The organism is Micromonospora reichwaldensis (assembly GCF_031845925.1).
Lineage (GTDB): Bacteria > Actinomycetota > Actinomycetes > Mycobacteriales > Micromonosporaceae > Micromonospora > Micromonospora reichwaldensis.
The window spans coordinates 57,155-78,754 of record NZ_JAVRFL010000011.1 but is presented as its reverse complement, the minus strand read 5'-3'; the positions used below and the strand labels follow the sequence as shown (position 1 = coordinate 78,754).

Below are 21,600 nucleotides of genomic sequence, written 5' to 3'. Positions count from 1 at the left end.
TCCCTCCCGGCTGGTTCACCGTCCGCGCGCCGCGTCCGGTATCTGCCGTGCGGTCTGCCTCGTCCGGGGCAGCACCGAGCGGAGCTGCTCCTTCTCCTTGCGCGCCCTGGAGAGCAGGACACCCGTGACGACACCCCAGATGACGGCCACGATCAGCGCCGCCCAGCTCTGGTCCATCACGTTGGACAGCCCCCACCACAGCGCGTACGACACGAACAGCACCGTCAGGAAACCGGCCAGCGAGGCCCCGCCGAACATGCCGGCGAGCCTGCCGACCTGACCCGCCTCCTCGCGCAGCTCCGCCTTGGCCAGTTCGACCTCCTTGCGGACCAGCACGGAGAAGTCCCGGGTCACGTCGCCCAGCAGGTCGCCGACCGACTGCGTCCGTTCCTTCTCGGGGGCGCTCACGGCGCCACCCCGCCCGGGATGTCCGGCCCCTGCCGGCCCGACGGCGAGGCGTTGCGCACCCGGGCCGTCCCGGTGTACGCCCCCTCGGGCATGTACGGCGCCTCGGCCGTCCGCTCGTACGGCTGCGGCCCGGCCGCGGGGGGCGCGGTACCCGGCTCGGTCGGCGGCATCGACGGCTGGCCCTCGCCCCGCGCCCCGTCGCCCGACGCGGTCAGGTTCCGGGTGAGCCGCCCGACCAGCATGCCGGCCAGGGCCGCGCCGGCCAGGAAGGTGCCCGGGTGCCGGCGCGCGTACGACCGCACGTCGTGGAGCACCGCCCCGGGTTCGCGCTCGTCGAGCCAGCCGGCCGCCTGCTGGGCGGCGTCGGCGGCCCGGCGGACCGCCTGGGCGGCCATCCCGGAGTCCTCGCTCCGCTCCGCCATCGAGCTGAGTTCGCGCCCGATGCCGCGCAGCCCGTCGGCCGCCCGGTGCTGCTGCGCCCGGGCCTGGTCGCGCAACTGCGTGCCGGCCTCGCCGGTCAGGTTGCGCGCCTGCCGCCCGGCCTCCGACGCCACGTGTCCGCCCTGTTCGGCGGCAGCGTGCGCGACGTGTCCGCCCTTCTCGGCGGCGGCGTGCGCAGCGTGTGCGCCCTTCTCGGCGGCGGTGTGCGCGAGGTGTCCGCCCTTTTCGGCGGCGGCGTGCGCAACCTGTCCGCCGGCCTGGGCCGCCTGGTCTCCGACCCGGGACGCCTCCTGCCGGGTCTGCTGTGCGGTGCCGGTCGCACCGTCCGGTGGCCGGCTCGGGTTGATCTGCGTCATCGCCCGCTCCCTCCGTCGGCCCCGGGCCGCAGGTCACGGCCCGGAACGTGAACCGGCCGCGAGATGCGGCCCGGAACGACACCCGCGTACCCGCGCGGATCGCCGACAATCCGTCCCGGCGTCGGGGGTAGGAGCGGCGGACCGCCCGGGTGCGCCGCCACGCGGACGGCACCGGACCGGTCGGCCGGAACGGGGTCGGTGGGGCCGGGACCGGTCGCGGGGTACGACAGCGGTCAGCGGCGGCGGTTGCGGGCCCGGGAGGACCGCAGCCGGCGCAGCCGCCCGACCAGCACCGGCTCGGCGGCGAGGGCGGCCGGGTTGTCGAGCAGCCCGTTGAGCAACTGGTAGTAGCGGGTGGCCGAGAGGCCGAAGGTGTCCCGGATGGCCTGTTCCTTGGCGCCGGCGTGCCGCCACCACTGCTGTTCGAAGGCGAGGATGCCGCGCTCACGCTCGGTGAGGCCACCCTCCGGCCCGGCGTCCGCGGGGGCGCCGGCCTCGCGGGGCGCCGCCACGGCGGCATCCGGCTCCGGCGCCGAGCGGGGCTGCGGGACCGCCGGCGTCGCGGCGCCCGGAACGGTACGCGGCTGGGGAACGACGCTGGCGGTGTCCCGCGCCTCCCCGGTGGGGTCCGCCCCGACGGTCGCGCCAGCCTCGCCGGGCCGGCCCGGCACGGGCGGCTCGGTGGCGGCCGGGGCGGCGTCGGCGGGCTGCATGGCGCTCCTCGTGGGGCTGGCGGGCGGCACACCACGACGCCGACCGGTAGGGGACTCCCAGCCTAACCAGGGCAGACCCGGTTCGCATCGGACGACAGTGCCGGAACGTGACCGCTCCGGTTCACGTCGTGTCCGTCCCGCGAACCCTACCGCGCTCCGCCCGGAGTACGCCGGTTCGTCATCCCCCGCCGAGAAATGGGCGGTGCGACCGGGGCCGGGGAGAGCCGCCGGTCGCACCGCCGACGGTCAGGAGATGTCCCGCCGGCGCATCGCCCAGAGGGCCGCGCCGAGGATCACCACGAACCCGACCGCCATCATCACCGAGGACTGCTGCCAGGTGATGTCGAGCGTGTCCGGTTTGCACTCGCCGAAGTAGGTCGCCTGGCAGGTGTTCCAGTCCTCCAGGGTCACCTTCTTCTGCATCCACGCCACGGCGTAGGTCGGCAGCAGCCAGGCCTCGGCGAAGCGCACGCCGGCCATCGCCAGCAGGATGCCGAGGCCGAACTGCCCGACGACCATCAGGGCGATCACCCCGCCCAGGGCCATCGCGGTGTGCCGCCCCAGCGAGGCGAGCGCGAAGCCGATGGTCGCGGTGACCAGCGCGAGCACCAGCCCGCGCAGCCCGGTCAGGGCGAAGGACTGCCATGCCCCGGAGGTCATCTTCGCCGTGCTGCCACGGAACGTGGCGACCAGCCAGAAACTGCCGAACCAGAGCGCCGTCGTGGGCACCGCCAGGGCGACCAGCCCGGTGAGCAGCGCCGCCAGCTTCGTCAGCAGTACGGTCAGCCGCTTCGGCCGCCACAGCAGCAGGTTCATCATGCCGCCGGTGTTCCACTCCGCCCCGACGAACGAGGCCCCCACGACGAACCCGACCAGCGCCAGGATCGCCGCGAGCGGCAGCAGCGTGTCGCCGAAGTTCTCCCGGAAGTCGAACGTGGAGGGCAGGAACCAGTCCGCCTGGATCGCGTCCCGGGGCGGGGGCTGGATCATCGCGCAGTCGTCGGGGAACTCCCCGGCCTGGGCCGTGCCGGCAGCCTTCGCCTTCTCGCACTCCGCGCGGTACTGCGTGTTGTGGCGGACGTCCTGCTGCCACTGCTGCTCGGCGGCGCGCTCGGCCTTCGCCAGCGCGCTGGCGTCGATCTTCTCGTTGGTGAAGAAGACCCCGACCACCACGGCCGCGAGCACCAGCAGGCCCAGCAGGCCCATCCAGCGGGTGAAACGCCGCTTGGCGAGCCGGCGCAACTCCGTACGGTAGAGGCTCACGCGCCCCACCCTCCCCCGGTGGGACCGGGCTGCCCGGCGCCACCGACCTTCGTGGACTGGTCGACCTGCCGGTGCTGGCCGGGGACCGGCGCGGTGGCGGTCAGTTCGAGGAAGACGCTCTCCAGGTCGACGGCGACCGGGGCCAGCTCGCTGACGTAGAGGCCCTGCTCGGCGAGGAGCCGGGTCACCGTGGCCGGCTTGTCGACCCCGGCGAGCATCAGGTGGTCGGCCTGGCCCGACACCCGGATCCCGGCCCGGGTCAGCGCGTCGGCGGCGACCGGCAGGTCGGTGACCGCCTCCAGCCGCACCCGGACCGCGCCCGAGGAGTGCTGGGCGAGCACCTGCTCGACCGGGCCGAAGGCCACCCGCCGGCCCAGCGAGATGATGGTGACCGAGTCGCAGATCAGTTGGATCTCGCCGAGGATGTGGCTGGAGAGCACCACGGTCATCCCCGACTCGGCGAGGTTGCGCGTCAGGGTGCGCATCTCCCGGATGCCGCCCGGGTCGAGGCCGTTGGCCGGCTCGTCGAGGATCAGCAGCTTCGGGTTCTTCAGCAGGGCCGAGGCGACGGCGAGCCGCTGCTTCATGCCGAGCGAGTAGGTCTTGACCCGCTCGCCGGCGCGGTCGCGCAGCCCGACCAGCTCCAGCACCTCGTCGACCCGGTGCTGCGGCACGTCGCCCGCGCCGGCGAGCAGGGACAGGGTGTCCCGCGCGGTGAAGTGCGGAAAGAACTGCGGGCTCTCCACGATCGCGCCGACCTGACCGGCGACGGCGGGCAGCGCCGCCGGCACCTCGTGGCCGAGGATCGTCATCCGGCCGCCGTTGGGCCGGATGAGGCCGAGCAGCGTACGCAGCGTGGTGGTCTTGCCCGACCCGTTGGGGCCGAGGAAGCCGTGCACCTGCCCCTGTTCGACCCGCATGTCGAAGCCGTCGAGCGCGTTGCGGGTGCCGCGCCGACGGCTCTTGTACGTCTTGCGGAGACCTTCGATCTCCAGGACAGCTGGCAAGCTGCACCTCCCCCGATGGGTGTATGACACGCGACACCATACGCGGTATGCAGGCACCCGCAATACCCGGTATGCATGCGACGCGCCGATCAGGTGAAAGGAAGGGCCCCTTCCTATGCACCAGGCGTTAGGAAGGTGCCCTTCCTTACAACGTCAGGCGCAGATGACCGTGACGCCGGCGGCGCGGAACGCCTCCACCACCTCGGGGTTGGCTCCGGAGTCGGTGACCAGCGTCTCCACCCGGTCCACCGGGCAGATCCGGGCGAACGCGTGACCGCCCAGCTTGGACGAGTCGGCGATGATGACGACCCGCTTGGCCCGGGCCACCATCAGGTTGTTCATCGCCGCCTCGCCCTCGTGGTGGGCGGCGGCGCCGAGCTGCGGGTCGATCGCGTCCACACCGAGCAGGGCGACGTCCAGGGTGACCTCGCGCAGCAACGCCCCGCCCAGCGGGCCGACCAGCTCGAACGACTTCGGGCGGACCACGCCGCCGGCCACCACGACCTTCATCCGGGAGCGGACCAGCAGCTCGTTGGCGATGTTCAGCGCGTTGGTGACCACGGTGAGCTGGGCGCCCTCGGCGCTGGTGTTCAGGTCGGGCCGGACGGCGAGGGCCCGGGCCACCTCCGTGCTGGTCGTGCCGCCGTTGAGGCCCACCACCGTGCCCGGCGAGACGAGCGCCGCGGCGGCGGCGCCGATCCGCTGCTTCTCCGCCGAGTGCTTGGCCGTCTTGTAGCGCAGCGGCAGGTCGTACGAGACGCCGTTGGCGACCGCGCCACCCCGGGTCCGGGTGATCATCTGCTGCTGGGCGAGCTGGTCGAAGTCGCGCCGGATGGTGGCCTGGGAGACGTCCAGCCGCTCGGCCGCCTCCTCGACGCTGACCCGGCCGTTGTCGGTCAGCATCTCGAGCAGGGCGTTCCATCTGGCGTACCGGTCCACCCGGGCCCTCCAGTTACTGCACGGTCGGTGATTGATTGCGTGCACAGTAGTGCGCGAAACTACGAGGGCGCAAAACCCTGTCTTGCGCGATGCCGGGGCTGGTTGCCACAGCCAGCCGCTTTCGCGCAGAATAACGCGCGAAAGGCGGCTCTAACGAGCCGTATTGCGCACCGCTCCCCTGCGTAGGAGTTCTCATGTCGTACGTCGACGCCGAGATCGCGAGCCAGCCCGACTGCTGGCGGGAGGCGGCGCGACTCGCCGCCACCGCGACGGACCACCTCCCCCGCCCGGGGGAGCGGGTCGCCGTCGTGGGTTGCGGCACGTCGTGGTTCATGGCGATGGCGTACGCGGCCCGCCGCGAGCACCTCGGCCAGGGCGAGACCGACGCCTTCCAGGCCTCCGAGTTCCCCGCCGGCCGGCGCTACGACCGGCTCGTCGCGATCACCCGCTCCGGCACCACCACCGAGGTCACCGAGCTGATCGCCGCCCTGCGCGGGCGGGTGCCGAGCACCGTCCTGGTCGGCGACCCCGACTCTCCCGCCGTCGCGCTGGCCGACGCGGCGGTGACCATGCCCTTCGCCGACGAGCGCTCGGTGGTGCAGACCCGCTTCGCGACGACCGCCCTGGCCCTGCTCCGCGCCCACCTCGGCGACAACATCGACGCGCTCGCCGCCGACGCGGAGGTGGCCGTACGCGCCCCGCTGCCGATCGACCCGACGAGCATCGAGCAGGCCACCTTCCTCGGTCGCGGCTGGACGGTCGGGCTGGCCCAGGAGGCGGCCCTGAAGTGCCGCGAGGCGGCCACCTTCTGGGCCGAGGCGTACCCGGCGATGGACTACCGGCACGGGCCGATCTCGATCGCCGCGCCGGGCCGGCTGGTCTGGGCGTTCGGCGAGCTGCCCGAGGGGCTGCCGGAGGACGTGGCGGCGACGGGAGCGGCATTCGTGCACAGCCGCACCCACGGCTGCCGCACGGTGCTGGGCAGTTGGGCCGCCGGCCGTACGCCCGTCGACCCGATGGCCGACCTGATCCTGGCGCAGCGCTTCGCCGTCGCGCTCGCCACCAGCCGGGGCCTCGACCCGGACGCGCCCCGGCACCTGACCCGTTCCGTGGTCCTCGCGTGAGGCCGGCCGACGTCGTCGTCGCGCTGGACGTCGGCGGCACCGGGATGAAGTGCGCCCTGGTGCGGGCCGACGGTGCCGTACTGCACACCGAGCGGCACCCCACCGACGCCGGGCGCGGCCCGGACGCCGTGGTGGACACCGTCCTGGGGGTCGCCGAGGGGCTGGCCGGCAAGGCCCGCGCCGACGGGCTCGACCCGGTCGCGGTCGGCATCGCGGTGCCCGGGGTGATCGACGAGGCGCGCGGGGTCGCCGTCTGGTCGGCGAACGTCGGCTTCCGGGACGTACCGCTGCGGGATCTGACGCAGGCGCGGCTCGGACTGCCGACGGCGGTCGGCCACGACGTGCGCGCCGGTGGCCTGGCCGAGGCGCGGCTCGGCGCGGGCAGCGACGCCGCGCACGTCCTCTTCGTCGCGATCGGCACCGGGATCGCCGCCGCGCACCTGGTCGGTGGCACGGCGGCCACCGGCGCGCACGGCGCCGCCGGCGAGATCGGCCACATTCTGGTACGCCCCGGCGGGCCGCGCTGCGGCTGCGGCCGTCCCGGCTGCCTGGAGGCGGTCTCCTCCGCCTCCGCGATCGGCCGGCGCTACTCGGAGTTGGCGGGTGTACCGGCGACCGCCGCCGAGGTCGCCGACCGGGCGGCGGCCGGCGAGCCGCTGGCGGCGGACGTCTGGCGGGAGGCCGTCGAGGCGCTCGCCGACGGTCTCGCCACCGGTCAGGCCCTCTACGACGTGGATACCGTCGTGATCGGCGGCGGGCTGGCCCGGGCCGGCGCGCTGCTGTTCGACCCGCTGCGGGCCGCGCTGCACGAGCGGATGACGTTCCACCGGGAGCCGCACCTGGTCGCGGCGGCCCTCGGCGACGAGGCCGGCTGCCTCGGCGCCGCCCTGCTCGCCCTCGACAGTCTGGAGAAGTGATGGCTCTTCGGGTGAACGGCAAGGTGGTGACCCCGACCGGAGTGATCCGGCAGGGCTGCGTGGAGGTCGACGAGGGCCGGATCCGGGCGGTGGCCGAGTACCCGTCGGTCCGCGACGGGCACTGGATCGTGCCGGGCTTCGTCGACATGCACACGCACGGCGGCGGCGGGCACACCTTCACCACCGGCGACGCCGAGCAGGCCCGGCAGGCCGCCGACTTCCACCTGCGGCACGGCACCACCACCCTGCTGGCCAGCCTCGTCAGCTCGCCCTTCGTGCTCATGCGCTCGGCCACCGAGGCGTTCGCCCCGCTGGTCGCCGAGGGGGTGCTGGCCGGGATCCACTTCGAGGGCCCGTACCTCTCCTCCGCCCGCTGCGGCGCGCAGAACCCCGAGTACCTGCGCGACCCGTCCACGGACGAGCTGGCCGAGCTGATCGAGCTGGGCGGCGGGGCGGTCCGGATGGTCACCCTCGCCCCCGAGCGGGACGGCGCCCTGGAGGCGATCAAGCTGCTCACCGCGCACCGGGTGGTCGCCGCGATCGGCCACACCGACGCCACGTACGACGAGACCCGCGCCGCCGTCGCGGCGGGCGCGAGCGTCGGCACCCACCTGTTCAACGGGATGCGGCCGGTGCACCACCGCGAGCCCGGCCCGGTGGTGGCCCTGCTGGACGCCCCGAACGTGGTCTGCGAGCTGGTCGCCGACGGCGTGCACCTGCACGACGGGATGCTGGCCTTCGCCACGTCGACGGCGGGCCCCGAGCGGTCCGCCCTGATCACCGACGCGATGGCCGCCGCCGGCATGGCCGACGGCGAGTACGACCTGGGCGGCCAGACGGTCACGGTGGCGGACGGCGTGGCCCGGTTGGCCCGCGACGGCGCGATCGCGGGCAGCACACTGACCATGGACGCCGCCCTGCGGCACGCGGTGGGCGCCGGGATCCCGATCGCGGACGCCGTACGGATGGCGGCCACCACCCCGGCCCGCGCCATCGGCCTCGGCGACCAGCTGGGCGCGCTCCAGGTGGGGCTCCGGGCCGACCTGGTGGTGCTCGACGACGACCTGAACGTGGTCCGGGTGATGCGCGGCGGCTCCTGGCTGGAGTGACCGGACGCGCCGCGCGGCTCCGGGCTGCGCGGGCCGGACTGGTGCGGGCCGTGTTGCGCGGGCTGGACTGGCGCGGGCCGGGCCGGGCTGGTGCAGGCCGGGCTGCGCGGGCCGGACTGGTGCGGCCGGGCTTGTGCACCGAGTTCAGCGGCAGCCGACACCGGCCCCACCGCCGAGACGGCCAGTTTGTCGCGGTAATCACCGGTTCCGCCAGGCCGCCAGGCCGGCCGCCAGGCCGCCAGGCCGCCAGGCCGCCAGGCCGCCAGGCCGCCAGGCCGCAAGCGCTGTCGAGCTGCCCCATCTGTGAGACCACTCCGCCAGGTTGGCGCTGTCGCGCCTGGAATCCCTGCGTGGCGGGTCGGTGGCACGCACCCGCCGGGCTGCCCCATCTGTAGGGGCAGCTCGACAGCGCCGGCCGAGATGGCCCCCAGCAACCACCCACACGTGCCCCGTCGCCGCGAACACCACCTCCGGGCAGAAACGAACGGCGGTCGCCAACCGAGGCACACCGACCGAACACGAATGGTGGGCGCCGGCCGAGGCCATCGACCGAACACGAACGGCGGCCGGCGGCCGACAGCAGGCGGCGGGCGGCGGCGGGCAGGGGGCGGGCGGCAACAGGCAGGAGGCGGGCGGCAGCAGGCCGTCAGCCGGCGGCGGGGACCTCGACGCCGAGCACCGCCTGCTCGTCGGGGCGGTGCACCAGCACGTCGGAGAGGAACGACTGCACGGCCGGGGCCATTCCGACATCCCGGCCGGCCCGCTCGGAGAGCAGCCACTTGTGCTCGATGATCTGGGCGAAGAGCTCCTGCGGCTCCAACTTGCGGCGCAGGTGCGCGGGCACGGCCCGGACCACCGGCTCGAAGACCTCGGTCAGCCAGCGGTGCGCGGCCTGCTGCTCGTCCATCAGGTAGCTCTCCGCCCGGTAGGCGTCCAGGTCGTTGAGCAGCCGGCGGGCCTGGTTCTCCTCGGCGTCGAGGCCGGTCAGGCGGAGCAGCCTTCGGGTGTGGTAACCGGCGTCGACCACCTTCGGCCGGACCAGGTAGCGCCCGTTGTCGATCGTGGACATGGCCACCTCGGCGACGTCGAAGCCCAGCTCGTTGAGGCGGCGGATCCGCCCCTCGATGTCGTGCCGGGCCTCCCGCTCGACCTGCTGCTCGTAGGTGATCTCGTGCCACAGCCGCTCGTAGCGCTGCACGACCTCCTCGCAGACCACCTCCGGGTCGATCGACTCGTGCAGCAGCCCGGCGGCCTGGAGGTCGAGCGCCTCGCCGAAGATGTTGACCCGGGCGATCTCCAGGTCCTCGCCGCGCTGTCCGTTGGAGAGGGAGTGGTGCAGCGCCCCGGTCTCGGCGTCCACCAGATACGCGGCGAACGCCCCGGCGTCCCGCCGGAACAGCGTGTTCGACAGCGAGCAGTCGCCCCAGAAGAAGCCGGTCAGGTGCATCCGGACGATCAGGGCGGCGAGCGCGTCGAGCAGCCGGCCCATCGTCTCCGGGCGCAGGGTGTGCGAGAAGAGCGCCCGGTAGGGCAGGGAGAACTGCAGGTGCCGGGTGATCAGCACCGACTCGAGGGGTTCCCCGTCGTCGGTCTGCCGGTCGGCGACGATCGCCACCGCCTCGACCGACGGGAAGTCGATCCGCTCCAGGGCGCGGAGCAGGTCGTACTCCCGCTCGGCGATCCGCTCGCGGGTCTCCTTGAACGCGTAGACGTACTCACCCAGCCGGACGAAGCGGACGATGTGCCGGGAGATGCCCTGGGGCAGCGCCACCAGGTGTTGCGCAGGCCACTCCTCCAGCGGGGTCGACCAGGGGAGGTCGAGCAGCGCCGGGTCCACGAGGGCCGAGGTGATCCGCACGGGGACAAGTCTGACGGGTACCCCCCGCCGAGCGCCTCCCTTCGTGGCTCGGCACACAGGCGGCCCCGGCCCGTCCCCATCCGGCGCCGGGCGGGGCCGGTAGCGTGGTCGGGGTGCGGGAGACCACGACGGTACGGGCGAAGGTGCAGCTCCGGCCTGTCCGGCCGGCCGGTTGGTGGTTCGACGCGCTGCTGCTGACCGCCCTCGTCGGGTTGACCGTGGCCCTCGCCGGCGAGCGGCTCTTCGGGATCGACCGCGCGATCGCCGACTGGTCGCAGGCGCACCGGCCCACGGCCGCGCACTGGACGGCGGTCGTCCTCAACTATCTCGGCCAGGGCACCCCGTTGACGTTGATCGCCCTGGGGCTCGGTGTGCTGCTCGCGGTGCGGCTGAAATCGGTTCGCCCGGTGCTGCCGCCGGTGCTCGCCTTCGCCCTCAGCTACCTGACCATCGGTCCGCTCAAGGTGTGGACCGCCCGACCCGCGCCCAGCGCGAGCGTCAAGGAACCCTTCCTTCCCGCCGAGCAGACCCTCCCGTTGTTCCAGGACGAGCTGCCACTGCGGTTCGCCCAGTCCTACCCCTCCGGCCACGTCGCGAACGCGATCCTCTGGTACGGCGTCATCGCGCTGCTGCTCGCCCCGCTGCTGCGCACGTACGGCCGGACAATGCCGCCCCGGCTGGTCACCGTGGTCCGGGTCGTGCCGCCGGTGGTGGTGCTCTGCACCACCACCTACCTCGGCTGGCACTGGCTGACCGATTCGGTCGCCGGGCTGCTGCTGGGGCTTCTCCTCGACCGGCTGGTGCACCGGGTGCCGTGGGACGACCTGCCGTTGCCGGGAGCACTGCGGGACTGGAACCGTCCGTTCATCTCCGCCCCCTAGGGTCGCGCCGTGGATCAACTGGCGCGCCGCCTCGGCGTACGGGATGCGGTGGTCATCGGCCTGGGGTCGATGCTCGGCGCGGGCGTCTTCGTGGTCTTCGCGCCCGCCGCGGCGGCGGCCGGCGGGGCCGGCCTGCTGGCCGCGCTGGTGCTGGCCGGCTTCATCGCCTTCTGCAACGCGACCAGCTCGGCCCGGCTCGCGGCCCGCTACCCCGAGTCCGGCGGCACCTACGTGTACGGGCGGGAGCGGCTCGGCCCGTTCGCCGGGTTCCTGGCCGGCTGGGGCTTCGTGGCCGGCAAGACGGCGAGCTGCGCGGCGATGGCGCTGACCATCGGGGCGTACCTCTGGCCGGGGCAGGCCCGGCTCGTCGCCGTCGGCGCGGTGGCGGCGGTGACCGTCGTGAACCTGCGCGGCATCGGCAGGACCGCCACCGCGACGAAGGTCCTGGTGGGCGTGGTGCTGGCGGTGCTGGCCCTGGTCGCGGTGGCCGGCGCGGTCGGCGGCGACGTGTCGCTCGACCGGCTCGGCGACCTCGACGGCGGCGGTAGGGGCGTGCTCACGGCCGCCGGGCTGCTCTTCTTCGCCTTCGCCGGGTACGCCCGGATCGCCACCCTGGGCGAGGAGGTACGCGACCCCGCGCGGACCATCCCCCGGGCGGTCCCGCTGGCCCTCGGCGTGGTGCTGGCGGTCTACCTGGTGCTCGCCGTGGTCACGGTCGGCGTGCTCGGGGCCGACCGGCTGGCCGGTTCCGCCGCGCCCCTGGCCGACGTGGTGACCGCCGCCGGCCTGCCCGGCCTGGCCTGGCTGGTGCGGGCCGGGGCGACGGTGGCGGTGACCGGGGTGCTGCTCTCCCTGCTCGCCGGGGTGGGGCGCACCGCGCTGGCGATGGCCCGCCGCCACGACCTGCCGGGGGCGCTCGCCGCCGTCCACCCGGTGCACCGGGTGCCGCACCGGGCGGAGTTGGCCGTGGCCACCGTGGTGGTGGCGATCGTGCTGCTGGGCGACGTACGCGACGCGATCGGCTTCTCCAGCTGCACCGTGCTGGTCTACTACGCGATCACCAACGCCGCCGCGCTGACGCTGGGCCGGGACCCGGGCCGGCGGCTGCCGGTGCGGGCGCTGGCCGTGCTGGGGCTGGCCGGCTGCCTGCTGCTCGCGGTCAACCTGCCGCCGGCCAGCGTGCTCGCCGGCGCCGCCGTGCTCGCCGCCGGCGCCCTCTGGTACGCCCTGCGCCCCCACCGGGCCTGACGGTCACTCCTCCGGTTGGCGGGGCGCGGGCGTGACCGGGTCCTCCGGCGGGGGCGCGGCCTCGCGGAGCAGGGCGTTCAGGCCGGCCCGGCGGGCAACCACCGTGAGCCGGTCGCCCGCGACGATCACCAGCCGGGCATCGGGCGCCCAGTCGAGGCGCTGGCCGGCCCGGGCGTGCGCCAGCAGGCGTACGCTCTCGGCCCGCCCGACGGCGGCGAGCGGCCTGCCGTCCAGCGACGATCCGGCGGCGACGGAGACCTCGGTGACCAGCAGCGCGTGCCGGCCGACCGGGATGGTGGCGATCACGGCGCGGTCCAGCAGCGCGGCGGAGAACGAGAACGCGGCGAGGTACGACACGCTGCGCGAGACGCCGATGCCGAACGCCTGCTGGATGCGTTCGGCGAAGTGGCCGTCGAAGAGGCGCAGCACCACCTGGAGTTCCGGGTTGACGGCCCGGCCGATGAGCGCCGCCTGGAGGTTGGTCTCGTCGTCGGTGGAGACCACCACCAGTGCCTGACAGCCGCCCACGGACGCCGACTGGAGGGTCTCCTCCAGCGCGGCGTCGCCCACGATCAGCGGTACGCCGAGCCGCCGGGCCAGCGCGCCACCGCGCGGCTCGGGCACCTTGTCGATCGCCACCACCTCGACGCCGAAGTCGCAGAGCTGGGCCATCACCCGGGTGCCGACGTTGCCCAACCCGACCACCACCACGTGTCCGGAGCGCTCGGGCTGGATGCGGCCGGAGTGCAGGGCCAGCCGGGCGTTGACGATGCCGTCCACCACCACGGCGGTGATCAGCGGGATCAGCGCCAGCCCGGCCAGGTTGAGCACCACCTGCATGACCTGCTCGGCGGCCGACTTGTCCGGGTTCGGATCCTGCCCGGTCAGCGTGGTCACCAGCGTCAGGTAGAGCGAGTCGGCCCAGTCCTCGTGCGCGGCGTAGCCGTTGAGCGAGCCGAGCACCCCGATCACCGCCAGCAGCACGATCACCGCGACGCCGATCTTGCGGGTGGCGAAGCTGCGTACCGCGCGCAGCAGCACCGTCAGGGGCCGGCGGCGCCGCCGGGCGCGCCTCAGGCGGCGGGCGGCCAACTCCGTCCCCGGCGGCGTCCCGGTCGCCTCGGCGATCACCAGGTCGGCCGCGCGATCGTCGGCGGGGAGCAGCCGGACCTGCTGCGCATCGCGGGTGTCGGCGACCCCGCAGACCACGTCGGGCGGGCGTACGTCGTCGCGGCGGGCCACGTAGAGGGTGCGCCCGCCGTGCCGGAAGTGGGTGGGGGCGACCTCGCCCAACGCGGCGGCCACGAAGGCGGGGGCGGCCATGGAGGCGTCGGAGAGCACGGCCGAGTCGGGGAAGATCTGCCGCACCCCGTTGGCGAGGCCCGTGTTGAACATCCGCACCACCAGCCGCAGCCGGGGCTCGACCTCCTGCGCGCAGAGCGCGGCGTGCATGTTGCCGACGTCGTCCTGGTGCAGCAGGGCCAGCCCGTCGGCGCCGGCCAGCCCGGCCCGGCGGAAGGTCACCTCGTCCAGCCGGTCGGCGCGCACGACCTCGACGCCCTGGAGGTCCCGCCCGTCGGGCTCGTCCGAGCGCGGCCGTTCGGGCACCACCAGGGTGATCCGGACGCGGCCGGCCTGGAGCTCCGTGGCGAGCAGCGCCCGCACCACCCAGTAGGCGAGGGCGTCGCGACCGCAGATCACGTAGTGCGCCCGTGCGTCCCCGTTGACCCGGAGCCGCCGGCCGGCACGCCGCGCACGATCCAGCAGGGGCTCCGCCATGTGCCGCATCGTAGTCAGCCGGTCGCGCCGGACGCAGCCCCGTGATCATGGACGCTGGTCGCGTCGGCATGTCCCCTCCGGTGACGGGTAGAGCACCGGCATGCAGACGTTCCTGCCGTACCCGGACTTCCTGGCCAGCGCCCGGACGCTGGACCAGAAGCGGCTGGGCAAGCAGCGGGTGGAGACCATCCAGGTGCTGCGCGGGCTGACCTGGCCCACGTACGGCTGGCGCAACCACCCGGCGGTGAAGATGTGGGCCGGGTACGAGGAGGCCCTCACCCGGTACGGGCTGGACGTCTGCGCGGTCTGGTGCGAGCCCGGCCGGGCCGACACGTGCGCGACCACGATGACCGCCGACCTCGCCGCCGCCTGCGGCCTGACCCGGGTCCGCACCCAGGCCGAGCTGGCCGAGGCCGGGGAGCTGCCGCCCTGGCTGGGCCGCGACGACCTGCACCTGAGCCACCGCTCGTCGCTGCTGCGCAAGGACCCCGGACACTACGGGCCGCTCTTCGGCAACGACGTCCCGCCCGACCTGGAGTACGTCTGGCCCGCCTCGGACCGCGAACGCCGCTGCCTCCCGCCGGGTTGAAAGGAAGGGCACCTTGTTAACGCCTGAGGTAGAGGAAGGGTCCCTTCCTTCCACCTCAGGCAGACTGGAGAGCCACCCGGCGGGAAGGTGCACATGGCGCTGTCGAAAGTGGTCGGTCGGCTCATCGGCGTACGCGAGCACGAGGTGGACCCGGGCGGTGGTGGCGCCCCCCGCGTGCCGGGCCGGGTCGAGGCGGTGGTGGTCGGCGGCGGGATCGCCGGCATGTCGGCGGCGGTGGTGCTGGCGGAGCGCGGGGTGGCGGTGACCGTGCTGGAGGCCGCGCCGACGCTCGGCGGCCGGCTCGGGGCCTGGCCGGAGACGCTCGCCGACGGCAGCCGGCAGATGAACGAGCACGGCTTCCACGCGTTCTTCCGGCAGTACTACAACTGGCGGTCCATCCTGCGCCGCGCCGACCCGGGGCTGGGCTTCCTCAAGCCGGTTCCGGGCTACCCGATCCTGAGCGAGCAGTGGCCCCCCGAGGAGTTCGGCAAGCTGCCGCCCGCGCCGCCGATGAACCTGCTGGCGCTGCTGCTGCGCAGCCCCAGCCTGCGCCTGGGCGACCTGCGGGGCATGGACCGGGACGCGGCGCTGCCGCTGCTCACCTACGACCCGGTGCGCACCTACGCGGAGTTCGACGACAGCACCGCCGACGCGCTGCTCACCTCGCTGCGGCTGCCCGACCGGGCCCGCGCGATGCTCTTCGAGGTCTTCTCCCACTCGTTCTTCAACCACGAGGCGGAGATGTCGGCGGCCGAGATGATCGCCCAGTTCCACTTCTACCTGCTCGGCAACCCGGAGGGGCTGGCCTTCGACTGCCCCGACGAGGACTACGCGACGGCGATCTGGGAGCCGCTGGCCCGGCACGTGGAGAAGCACGGCGGCCGGGTGCTGACGGGCGCCGCCGCCACGGCGCTGACCCGCGACGGCGAGGGCTGGCGGGTGGCGACCGCCGACGGCACGTCGTACCCGGCCGGGCACGTCGTGCTCGCCGTCGACCCGCCCGCCCTGGCCGCGCTGGTCGCGGCCTCGCCCGGCCTGGGCGACCACGCGCCCCGGCTGGTGGCGCGGATGCCCGCGTTCGGTCGGCCCGGTCCGCCGTACGCGGTGGCGCGCTTCTGGTGCGACGGGGACGTCTCCGCCGACCGGGCGGTGTTCAGCGGGGTGTCCCGGCAGCCCACTCTGGACTCGGTGACCCTCTACCACCGGCTGGAGCACGAGTCCCGCCGCTGGGCCGGGCGCACCGGCGGCTCGGTCGTCGAGCTGCACGCGTACGCCTGCGACGCGGGCGTGCCCGCCGAGGAGCTGGCCGAGCGGATGCGGGTCGAGCTGACCGCGCTCTGGCCGGAGGCGGCCCGGCTGCGGGTCCGCGAGCTGCGCGCCCGGGTGGAGGCGCAGGCGCCGGCGTTCACGCCCGGCAGCCACGCCTGGCGGCCGGGGGTGCGCACCGACGCCGACGGGCTCTACCTGGCCGGCGACGGCATCCGGACGGATTTCCCGAGCGCGCTGATGGAGCGGTCGGCGGCGACCGGGATCATCGCGGCCAACCACGTCCTGCGGGCCGAGGGCGGCGCGACGGAGCGGATCCGCTCGATCCGGCCCCGGGGCCTGCTCGCCCGGCGAGGATGAGCAAAGCGGACAAATGGGCCGTTCGGTTCACTTAGGCTGATCGTCTGGGGTGAGCCGGGAGGTCGGATTGTCGCCGCGCACGGACGACGGCCCGCTCGTCGCCGACGTGCCGCGGGACGACGCGTACCCGCTGATCCGGGACGAGCGGGCCTGCGTCGTGACCGCCCTGCGGCTCGGCTGGTGGATGGCGGACGCCTACCACCACGCGCGGACCGCCGAGCTGCGCGACCCCGGGACCGACCGGCCGGCGGGCGCACCCGCGAAGCTGTCCAACCTGACCGAGATGTCGGGGCGGCGGCGCATGCAGATGTACCTGGACGGCGTGGAGGTCGCACTCACCCAGATCGCCGAGCTGACCCGGCGCGTCGGCCCCGTGCCCGCCACCGCCGACGCGCGGGGCCGGGTGGCCGACGGGTCCGCCGACGCCCTGCTGCTCGCCCTCGACGACCTGAACGTGGAACTGCTGCGCTGGACGATGGCCACCAACCAGCGGGTGGGGCTGGCGTACCGGCTGGGACGCTCGCTGGCCGACACCGTCCGGTACGGCGACGCCGTGCGGAACGGCGACGCCGGGCAGGTGGCCCAGCGCTTCGGCGGGCGGCAGTTCGAGATCGGCCGTTGGCTGGGCGAGCTGGCCAGCGTGCTGCCCCCGTACTCGGCCGTGGTGGTCCGCCACTCGCTGTCGGCGTGGGCGTCGGCGGTCACCCGGGCGGGCGTGGGCGACCCGACCGAGGCGGGGCTGCCCGAGCTGGCCCGCGAACTGCGCAACCAGGGCGAGCTGTGGCAGGGCGTGCTCACCGGCGGGCTGCACCCGAGGGACCTGCTCGACGAGGAGGACTACGCGATCGTCGCCCGGAACCTGATCGTGCGGGACCGGAGGCTGGTGGTGCAGGCCGTCCGGGGGATCTTCTGGCCGGTGCTCGTACCGCTGCTCGCCGTGCTGTTCGCCGTGGTGGGGGTGAGCGCGCTCGCCGCCGCCGGCCCGCCGGTGACCCGGGCCGCCGTGGCCCTGCTCGGACTGGGCGCCGGGCTGGCCGCGATCTGGCGCACCGTCTCGGGGCCGGCGCTCGCGGTCGCCGGGGAGGTCAACCGGCCGCTGCTGGAGAGCGAGCTGACGGCGCGGATGGCCGTACGCATCGACCGGCCCCTGGCCGCCGCGCGGGCCGCCGGCCGGGCCCGCCGGCAGCGCCGCCCCGACGAGCCAGGGCCTCGATCGAAATCCGTTGCCCCTCTGTCCCCCGCGGACCTACCGTGATCGCGCAAGGTCAACCACCGCCGCGGGAGCTGGTCATGTCGATGTCGCACGTCACCGGTGTGCCGTCGTGCCTGCCCACGCGTCCGGCATCGCCGGCCGGCGGCGGTCGTCACCGTGCCGAAGACCCCGGGGGCGGCCGGCCCGACTGACGCGTGCCCGCACGACGTCGAGCCGCCCGTCCGTAACCCGGACCGGGCGGCTCTTTCGCGCTCCGGCCCGCCCAGCTCGTCACCGCCACGAAGGGAGACACCGGTGGACGCCGTCCTCGTCGTCAACGCCGACCTCGGCCCGCTGCACCGGGTCACCGTCCAGCACGCGATCCGGATGCTCTGCCGGCGGGTCGCCGAGATCCACGAGGCCGAGCCCGACCGGGTGATCGGGGTGTTCCCGATGCCCCGGGTGGTCCGCCTGGTCCGCTACGTGGTGACCCGGTGGCGGTTCAGCGCCGGCCCGGCCTGGTCCCGGGCGGGCGTGCTGCGCCGCGACGGGCGCTGCTGCGCGTACTGCGGGGGCCCGGCCGGCACCATCGACCACATCCTGCCCCGCTCGCGCGGCGGCCGGAACACCTGGCGGAACACGACGGCCGCCTGCTACGGCTGCAACCAGCACAAGGGCGACCGGACGCCGGCCGAGGCGGGCATGCCGCTGCGGCGTGAGCCGGCCGTGCCGAGCTGGGCGGCGCTGGCGGGGCGGTGACGGACCGGCCGGCGGGAACGGGGGGCCGCGTCGGGGGTACGCCCTCGGCGCGGCACCCGTCGGCCCCTCACCACTCGGTCCCGGCCTGCCGGGTCCCGGCCTGGCGGTACGGGAGGTGGCGCGGTCAGTGCCGGGCGGGCGGGGTCCAGCCGAAGCGGGCCGGGCGGCGCTCGTGGAAGGCGGCCACGCCCTCGCGGGCCTCGCCGCTGGCCCGGACCTGCCCGTGCCACCAGGCGATCCGGTCCTCGTCCGCCCGGCCGTCGACGATCTCCTTGGCGGCAGCGACGCTGAGCTGCGACCGGGCGACCATGGCGGCGGTGAGCTCGTCCACCCGGGCGGCGAGCCCGTCGCCCGGCAGCACCTCGTCGACCAGGCCCACCCGCAGCGCCCGCTCGGCGTCGATCAGCTCGGCGGTGAAGAGCAGGTGCTTGGCCGCGGCCGGGCCGACCAGCCGGGCCAGCCGGCGGGTGGTGGGCGCCGGATACACCAGGCCCAGCCGCGCCGGCGGCACGCCGAACCGCGCGTCGGTGGTGGCGACCCGCAGGTCGCAGGCGACGGCGAGCTGACAGCCGCCGCCCACGCACGCGCCCCGGACGGCGGCGACGGTGGGCTTGGCGAAGGCGGCGAGCCGCTCCTCGGCGGCCACCGCGATGCTGGCGTCACCGGCGTCCAGCAGCTCGTCCAGGTCTCCCAGGTCCGCGCCGGCGCAGAAGGTGTCCCTCGCGCCGGTGAGCACCAGCGCCCGGACGGCCGGGTCGGCCTCCAGCCCGTCGAGCAGCTCCGGCAGCCGCCGCCACATGGCGGTGGTCATCGCGTTGCGTCGCGCCGGGTTACGGATCACCACCGTCGCCACCGGCCCGGCCACCTCGACGAGGAGTTCCGCGTCCGCCACCGTCACCACCCCTTCGACGTACCGCCCGGCCGCCGGGAGCGGCGACGCGTGCGGCGACGGTACGGCTACGTCAGGAGACGTTCAGCGCGGTGTCGTCCACGACGAAGGACGTCTGGAGCGACGAGTCCTCGACGCCGGTGAACCGCAGGGTCACGGTCTGCCCCTTGTACGCGGCCAGCGAGAACGACTTCTGGCTGTAGCCCGCGGCCTTGTTCAGGTTCGAGTACGTGGCGAGGGTCGCCAGCACCGTCCCGGAGGAGTTGAGCACCTGCACCCGCAGCGTGTCGTACGCGGTGCTGCTGGTGGTCTCGGCCGAGTCGATGTGCAGCCAGAAGCTGAAGTTGTACGACGTGCACCCGGCCGGCAGGCTCACCGACTGGGAGAGCGTCTCGGTGCGGGTGGTCCCGTACCCGTTCATCCACGCGCTCCACGTGCCGGTGCGGGCCGGCTGCGCGGTGCCGTGCTGGCCGATCACGCCCGAGGTCTGCGTCCAGGCGGTGACCCCGGACTCGAAGCCCGCGTTGGCGAGCTTCTGACCCGGGCTGGTGCAGCCGCCGCCGGTGCCGTTGACGGTCAGCGTGTAGGTGGCGCTGCGGGTGACCGAGCCGGCGCCGTTCACGGTGACCGTGTAGGTGCCGGGCGCCGTGGCGGCCGTGGTGGCGATGGTCAGGGTCGACGAGCCGCCCGAGGTCACCGAGGCCGGGCTGAACGAGGCGGTCGCCCCGCTCGGCAGGCCGGCGGCCGACAGCGTCACGGTCTGCGCCGAGCCGCTGGTGGTGGCCGTGGCCACGGTGGTGGAGACCGAGCCGCCCGGGTTCACCGCGCCGGAGGTCGGCGAGAGCGAGACCGAGAAGTCGTTGCCGGTCGAGCACGGCGCGTCGTTGCCGGCCACGTTCACCGCGGTCCAGGCCGCCTGGACGGTCCGGTACTCGGTGGAGCAGCTGCCGTACAGGTCGGTCGCGGCGCGCAGGCTGTACGCCCGGGCGGTGTTGGCCGGGTTGCTGGTGTTGACGTACGAGGTGTTGGAGGTGAAGTACGCGTCCAGCGCCCGCCACCAGATCTTCTCGGCCTTGGCGCGGCCGATGCCGGTCACCGCCGGGGCGGAGCCGCAGACCGGCGAGGTGCCGTACGAGGTGGCCCCGGTGCCCTCGGCGAGGTTGAAGAAGAAGTGGTTGGCGACACCGGACGAGTAGTGCACGTCCTTGCTCCTGGTCGCGGTGGACCAGCAGCTGTCGCTCGAACCGTCCAGGGACGGGTTGTACATGTAGCGCAGCGGCGTGCCGTTGCCGTTGATGTTGATCTTTTCACCGACCTGGTAGTCGCCCGGGTCGGCGGAGCTGTTGGCGTAGAACTCGACCATGTTGCCGAAGATGTCGCTGGTGGCCTCGTTGAGGCCGCCGGACTCGCCGGAGTAGGTCAGGCCGCCGGGGACGACGTTCTCGGTCACGCCGTGGCTCATCTCGTGGGCGGCCACGTCGATGGAGACCAGCGGCCGGGAGTTGCCGCTGCCGTCGCCGTAGGTCATCCGGGAGCCGTCCCAGAAGGCGTTGACGTAGTTGTTGCCGTAGTGCACCCGGCTCGGCACGCCCCGGCCGTCGCCGAAGATGCCGTTGCGGCCGTGCACGTTCTTGAAGTAGTCGAAGGTCTTGGCGGCGCCGTGGTGCGCGTCCACGGCGGCGGACTGCCGGTTGGAGGCGGCGCCGGTGCCCCAGGTGTTGTCGGCGTCGGTGAACGTGGTGCACGTCGACGTGCCGTTGTTCATGTCGCACGTGGAGCCGTTGCCGCGCAGCGGGTCGATCATCTGGTACGTGCTGCCGGAGAGCGTGGTGTCCACGGTGACGGTGCCCGAGTAGACGCTGTTGCCCGTGCCGGCGACGGCCTCGATCTCGTCGTACGAGCCGACGACCTTGCCCGTGGTGGCGTCGGTGACGACGTGGAACCGCGACGGCGTCTGCCCGTCCGGGTGCCAGCCGGTGACGACGGTCTCCCAGGCGAGCCGGCCCTTGCCGGAGCTGGCGTCGACGAAGAGTTCCGGGGTGCCCACGGCGGTGAGCGTGCCGGAGAACTCGGCGCGGGCGGCCTTCTTCGCCGCCGCGGCGGGGACCTTCGCCGTGGTGGGCAGGGTCAGCGGGGCGTCCAGACCGACCGAGGAGCCGGCGTAGCCGCCGGTCGGGGTCGTGTGGATGACGAAGTCACCGCCGTACACCCGCAGGCCCTGGTAGGTCCGGGTGTAGCGGGTGTGCGCGGCGCCGTTGGCGTCCACCTTGGTGCTGTGCACCTGGTAGGCCTCGGCGCCGGTGCCCTGCACGGCGCCGGGGTTGGTCCGCAGGACGCTCGCCGCGGCGGCGGCGGGCCCGCCCGGGGCGGGGGCGGTGGGGGGTGCCGCGAGCGCCGGGGTGGCGACGCCGGTCAGCAGGCCGCTGGTGAGCAGGGCCGTACCGACGGCGGCAATGGGTCTTTTCACGTGCCCTCCTGAACGGGGGTATGCGCGACAGGGAT

19 protein-coding genes are annotated in these 21,600 nt (G+C 74.4%); 9 read left to right on the top strand and 10 right to left on the bottom strand.

Features of this window, described 5'->3' with window-relative positions; translation table 11 throughout:
- Positions 1-15: 15 nt before the first annotated feature.
- From RM555_RS11505 to RM555_RS11480, 6 genes are all read right to left on the bottom strand, one after another.
- Positions 16-408 (bottom strand): phage holin family protein, encoded by a 393-nt coding sequence (locus RM555_RS11505; RefSeq protein ID WP_311411726.1) that lies wholly within the window; start codon positions 406-408, stop codon positions 16-18.
- Complete coding sequence (locus RM555_RS11500; RefSeq protein ID WP_311411725.1) at positions 405-1,205, bottom strand: hypothetical protein; 801 nt, start codon at positions 1,203-1,205, stop codon at positions 405-407. The genes RM555_RS11505 and RM555_RS11500 overlap by 4 nt, the downstream gene beginning before the upstream one ends.
- A 233-nt stretch (positions 1,206-1,438) precedes the next feature.
- Entirely contained in the window at positions 1,439-1,918 is a 480-nt protein-coding gene (locus RM555_RS11495; RefSeq protein ID WP_311411724.1) for a DUF3263 domain-containing protein, read from the bottom strand.
- Positions 1,919-2,164: 246 nt separating this feature from the next.
- The gene (locus RM555_RS11490) at positions 2,165-3,181 is read right to left on the bottom strand and encodes an ABC transporter permease subunit (RefSeq protein ID WP_311411723.1); all 1,017 of its coding nucleotides are present in this window, start codon (positions 3,179-3,181) and stop codon (positions 2,165-2,167) included.
- Positions 3,178-4,188 (bottom strand): ATP-binding cassette domain-containing protein, encoded by a 1,011-nt coding sequence (locus RM555_RS11485; RefSeq protein ID WP_311411722.1) that lies wholly within the window; start codon positions 4,186-4,188, stop codon positions 3,178-3,180. The genes RM555_RS11490 and RM555_RS11485 overlap by 4 nt, the downstream gene beginning before the upstream one ends.
- Before the next feature lie 153 nt (positions 4,189-4,341).
- Positions 4,342-5,127 (bottom strand): DeoR/GlpR family DNA-binding transcription regulator, encoded by a 786-nt coding sequence (locus RM555_RS11480; RefSeq protein WP_091626905.1) that lies wholly within the window; start codon positions 5,125-5,127, stop codon positions 4,342-4,344.
- 194 nt (positions 5,128-5,321) lie between these two features.
- Between RM555_RS11480 and RM555_RS11475 the strand changes: the two genes are divergently transcribed.
- Genes RM555_RS11475 through nagA form a run of 3 tightly spaced genes read left to right on the top strand, consistent with a single transcriptional unit; the run spans position 5,322 to position 8,277 of the window.
- A complete protein-coding gene (locus RM555_RS11475; RefSeq protein WP_311411721.1) occupies positions 5,322-6,251 on the top strand; it encodes an SIS domain-containing protein in 930 nt (309 codons plus the stop codon).
- Positions 6,248-7,168, top strand: coding sequence for an ROK family protein (locus RM555_RS11470; RefSeq protein ID WP_311411720.1), 921 nt, complete (start codon positions 6,248-6,250; stop codon positions 7,166-7,168). The genes RM555_RS11475 and RM555_RS11470 overlap by 4 nt, the downstream gene beginning before the upstream one ends.
- Positions 7,168-8,277 (top strand): N-acetylglucosamine-6-phosphate deacetylase, encoded by a 1,110-nt coding sequence (gene nagA / locus RM555_RS11465; protein ID WP_311411719.1) that lies wholly within the window; start codon positions 7,168-7,170, stop codon positions 8,275-8,277. The genes RM555_RS11470 and nagA overlap by 1 nt, the downstream gene beginning before the upstream one ends.
- Positions 8,278-8,923: 646 nt before the next feature.
- Here the strand turns inward: nagA and RM555_RS11460 are convergent.
- On the bottom strand, positions 8,924-10,135 hold the full coding sequence (locus RM555_RS11460) for a DUF4032 domain-containing protein (RefSeq protein WP_311411718.1): 1,212 nt from the start codon (positions 10,133-10,135) through the stop codon (positions 8,924-8,926).
- A 143-nt stretch (positions 10,136-10,278) separates the two neighbouring features.
- Between RM555_RS11460 and RM555_RS11455 the strand changes: the two genes are divergently transcribed.
- Complete coding sequence (locus tag RM555_RS11455) at positions 10,279-11,016, top strand: phosphatase PAP2 family protein (RefSeq protein WP_311411815.1); 738 nt, start codon at positions 10,279-10,281, stop codon at positions 11,014-11,016.
- 9 nt (positions 11,017-11,025) lie between these two features.
- Positions 11,026-12,264: an APC family permease gene (locus tag RM555_RS11450; RefSeq protein WP_311411717.1), complete on the top strand. Its 1,239-nt coding sequence runs from the start codon at positions 11,026-11,028 to the stop codon at positions 12,262-12,264.
- A 3-nt stretch (positions 12,265-12,267) separates the two neighbouring features.
- Here RM555_RS11450 and RM555_RS11445 read toward each other — a convergent pair whose 3' ends face one another.
- Entirely contained in the window at positions 12,268-14,052 is a 1,785-nt protein-coding gene (locus RM555_RS11445) for a potassium channel protein (protein ID WP_311411716.1), read from the bottom strand.
- A 91-nt stretch (positions 14,053-14,143) separates the two neighbouring features.
- Between RM555_RS11445 and RM555_RS11440 the strand changes: the two genes are divergently transcribed.
- The 4 genes from RM555_RS11440 (at position 14,144) to RM555_RS11425 (ending at position 18,209) form a co-directional block, all read left to right on the top strand.
- Complete coding sequence (locus RM555_RS11440; protein WP_311411715.1) at positions 14,144-14,632, top strand: MSMEG_6728 family protein; 489 nt, start codon at positions 14,144-14,146, stop codon at positions 14,630-14,632.
- Between the two features lie 93 nt (positions 14,633-14,725).
- The gene (locus RM555_RS11435) at positions 14,726-16,258 is read left to right on the top strand and encodes an FAD-dependent oxidoreductase (protein ID WP_311411714.1); all 1,533 of its coding nucleotides are present in this window, start codon (positions 14,726-14,728) and stop codon (positions 16,256-16,258) included.
- Between the two features lie 67 nt (positions 16,259-16,325).
- Positions 16,326-17,513 (top strand): hypothetical protein, encoded by a 1,188-nt coding sequence (locus RM555_RS11430; protein WP_311411713.1) that lies wholly within the window; start codon positions 16,326-16,328, stop codon positions 17,511-17,513.
- A gap of 252 nt (positions 17,514-17,765) precedes the next feature.
- Positions 17,766-18,209, top strand: coding sequence for an HNH endonuclease (locus RM555_RS11425; RefSeq protein ID WP_151454751.1), 444 nt, complete (start codon positions 17,766-17,768; stop codon positions 18,207-18,209).
- Between the two features lie 124 nt (positions 18,210-18,333).
- Here the strand turns inward: RM555_RS11425 and RM555_RS11420 are convergent, their stop codons facing one another.
- Positions 18,334-19,107: an enoyl-CoA hydratase/isomerase family protein gene (locus RM555_RS11420; protein ID WP_311411814.1), complete on the bottom strand. Its 774-nt coding sequence runs from the start codon at positions 19,105-19,107 to the stop codon at positions 18,334-18,336.
- A 64-nt stretch (positions 19,108-19,171) separates the two neighbouring features.
- Positions 19,172-21,565 (bottom strand): M4 family metallopeptidase, encoded by a 2,394-nt coding sequence (locus RM555_RS11415; protein WP_311411712.1) that lies wholly within the window; start codon positions 21,563-21,565, stop codon positions 19,172-19,174.
- Positions 21,566-21,600: the final 35 nt, after the last annotated feature.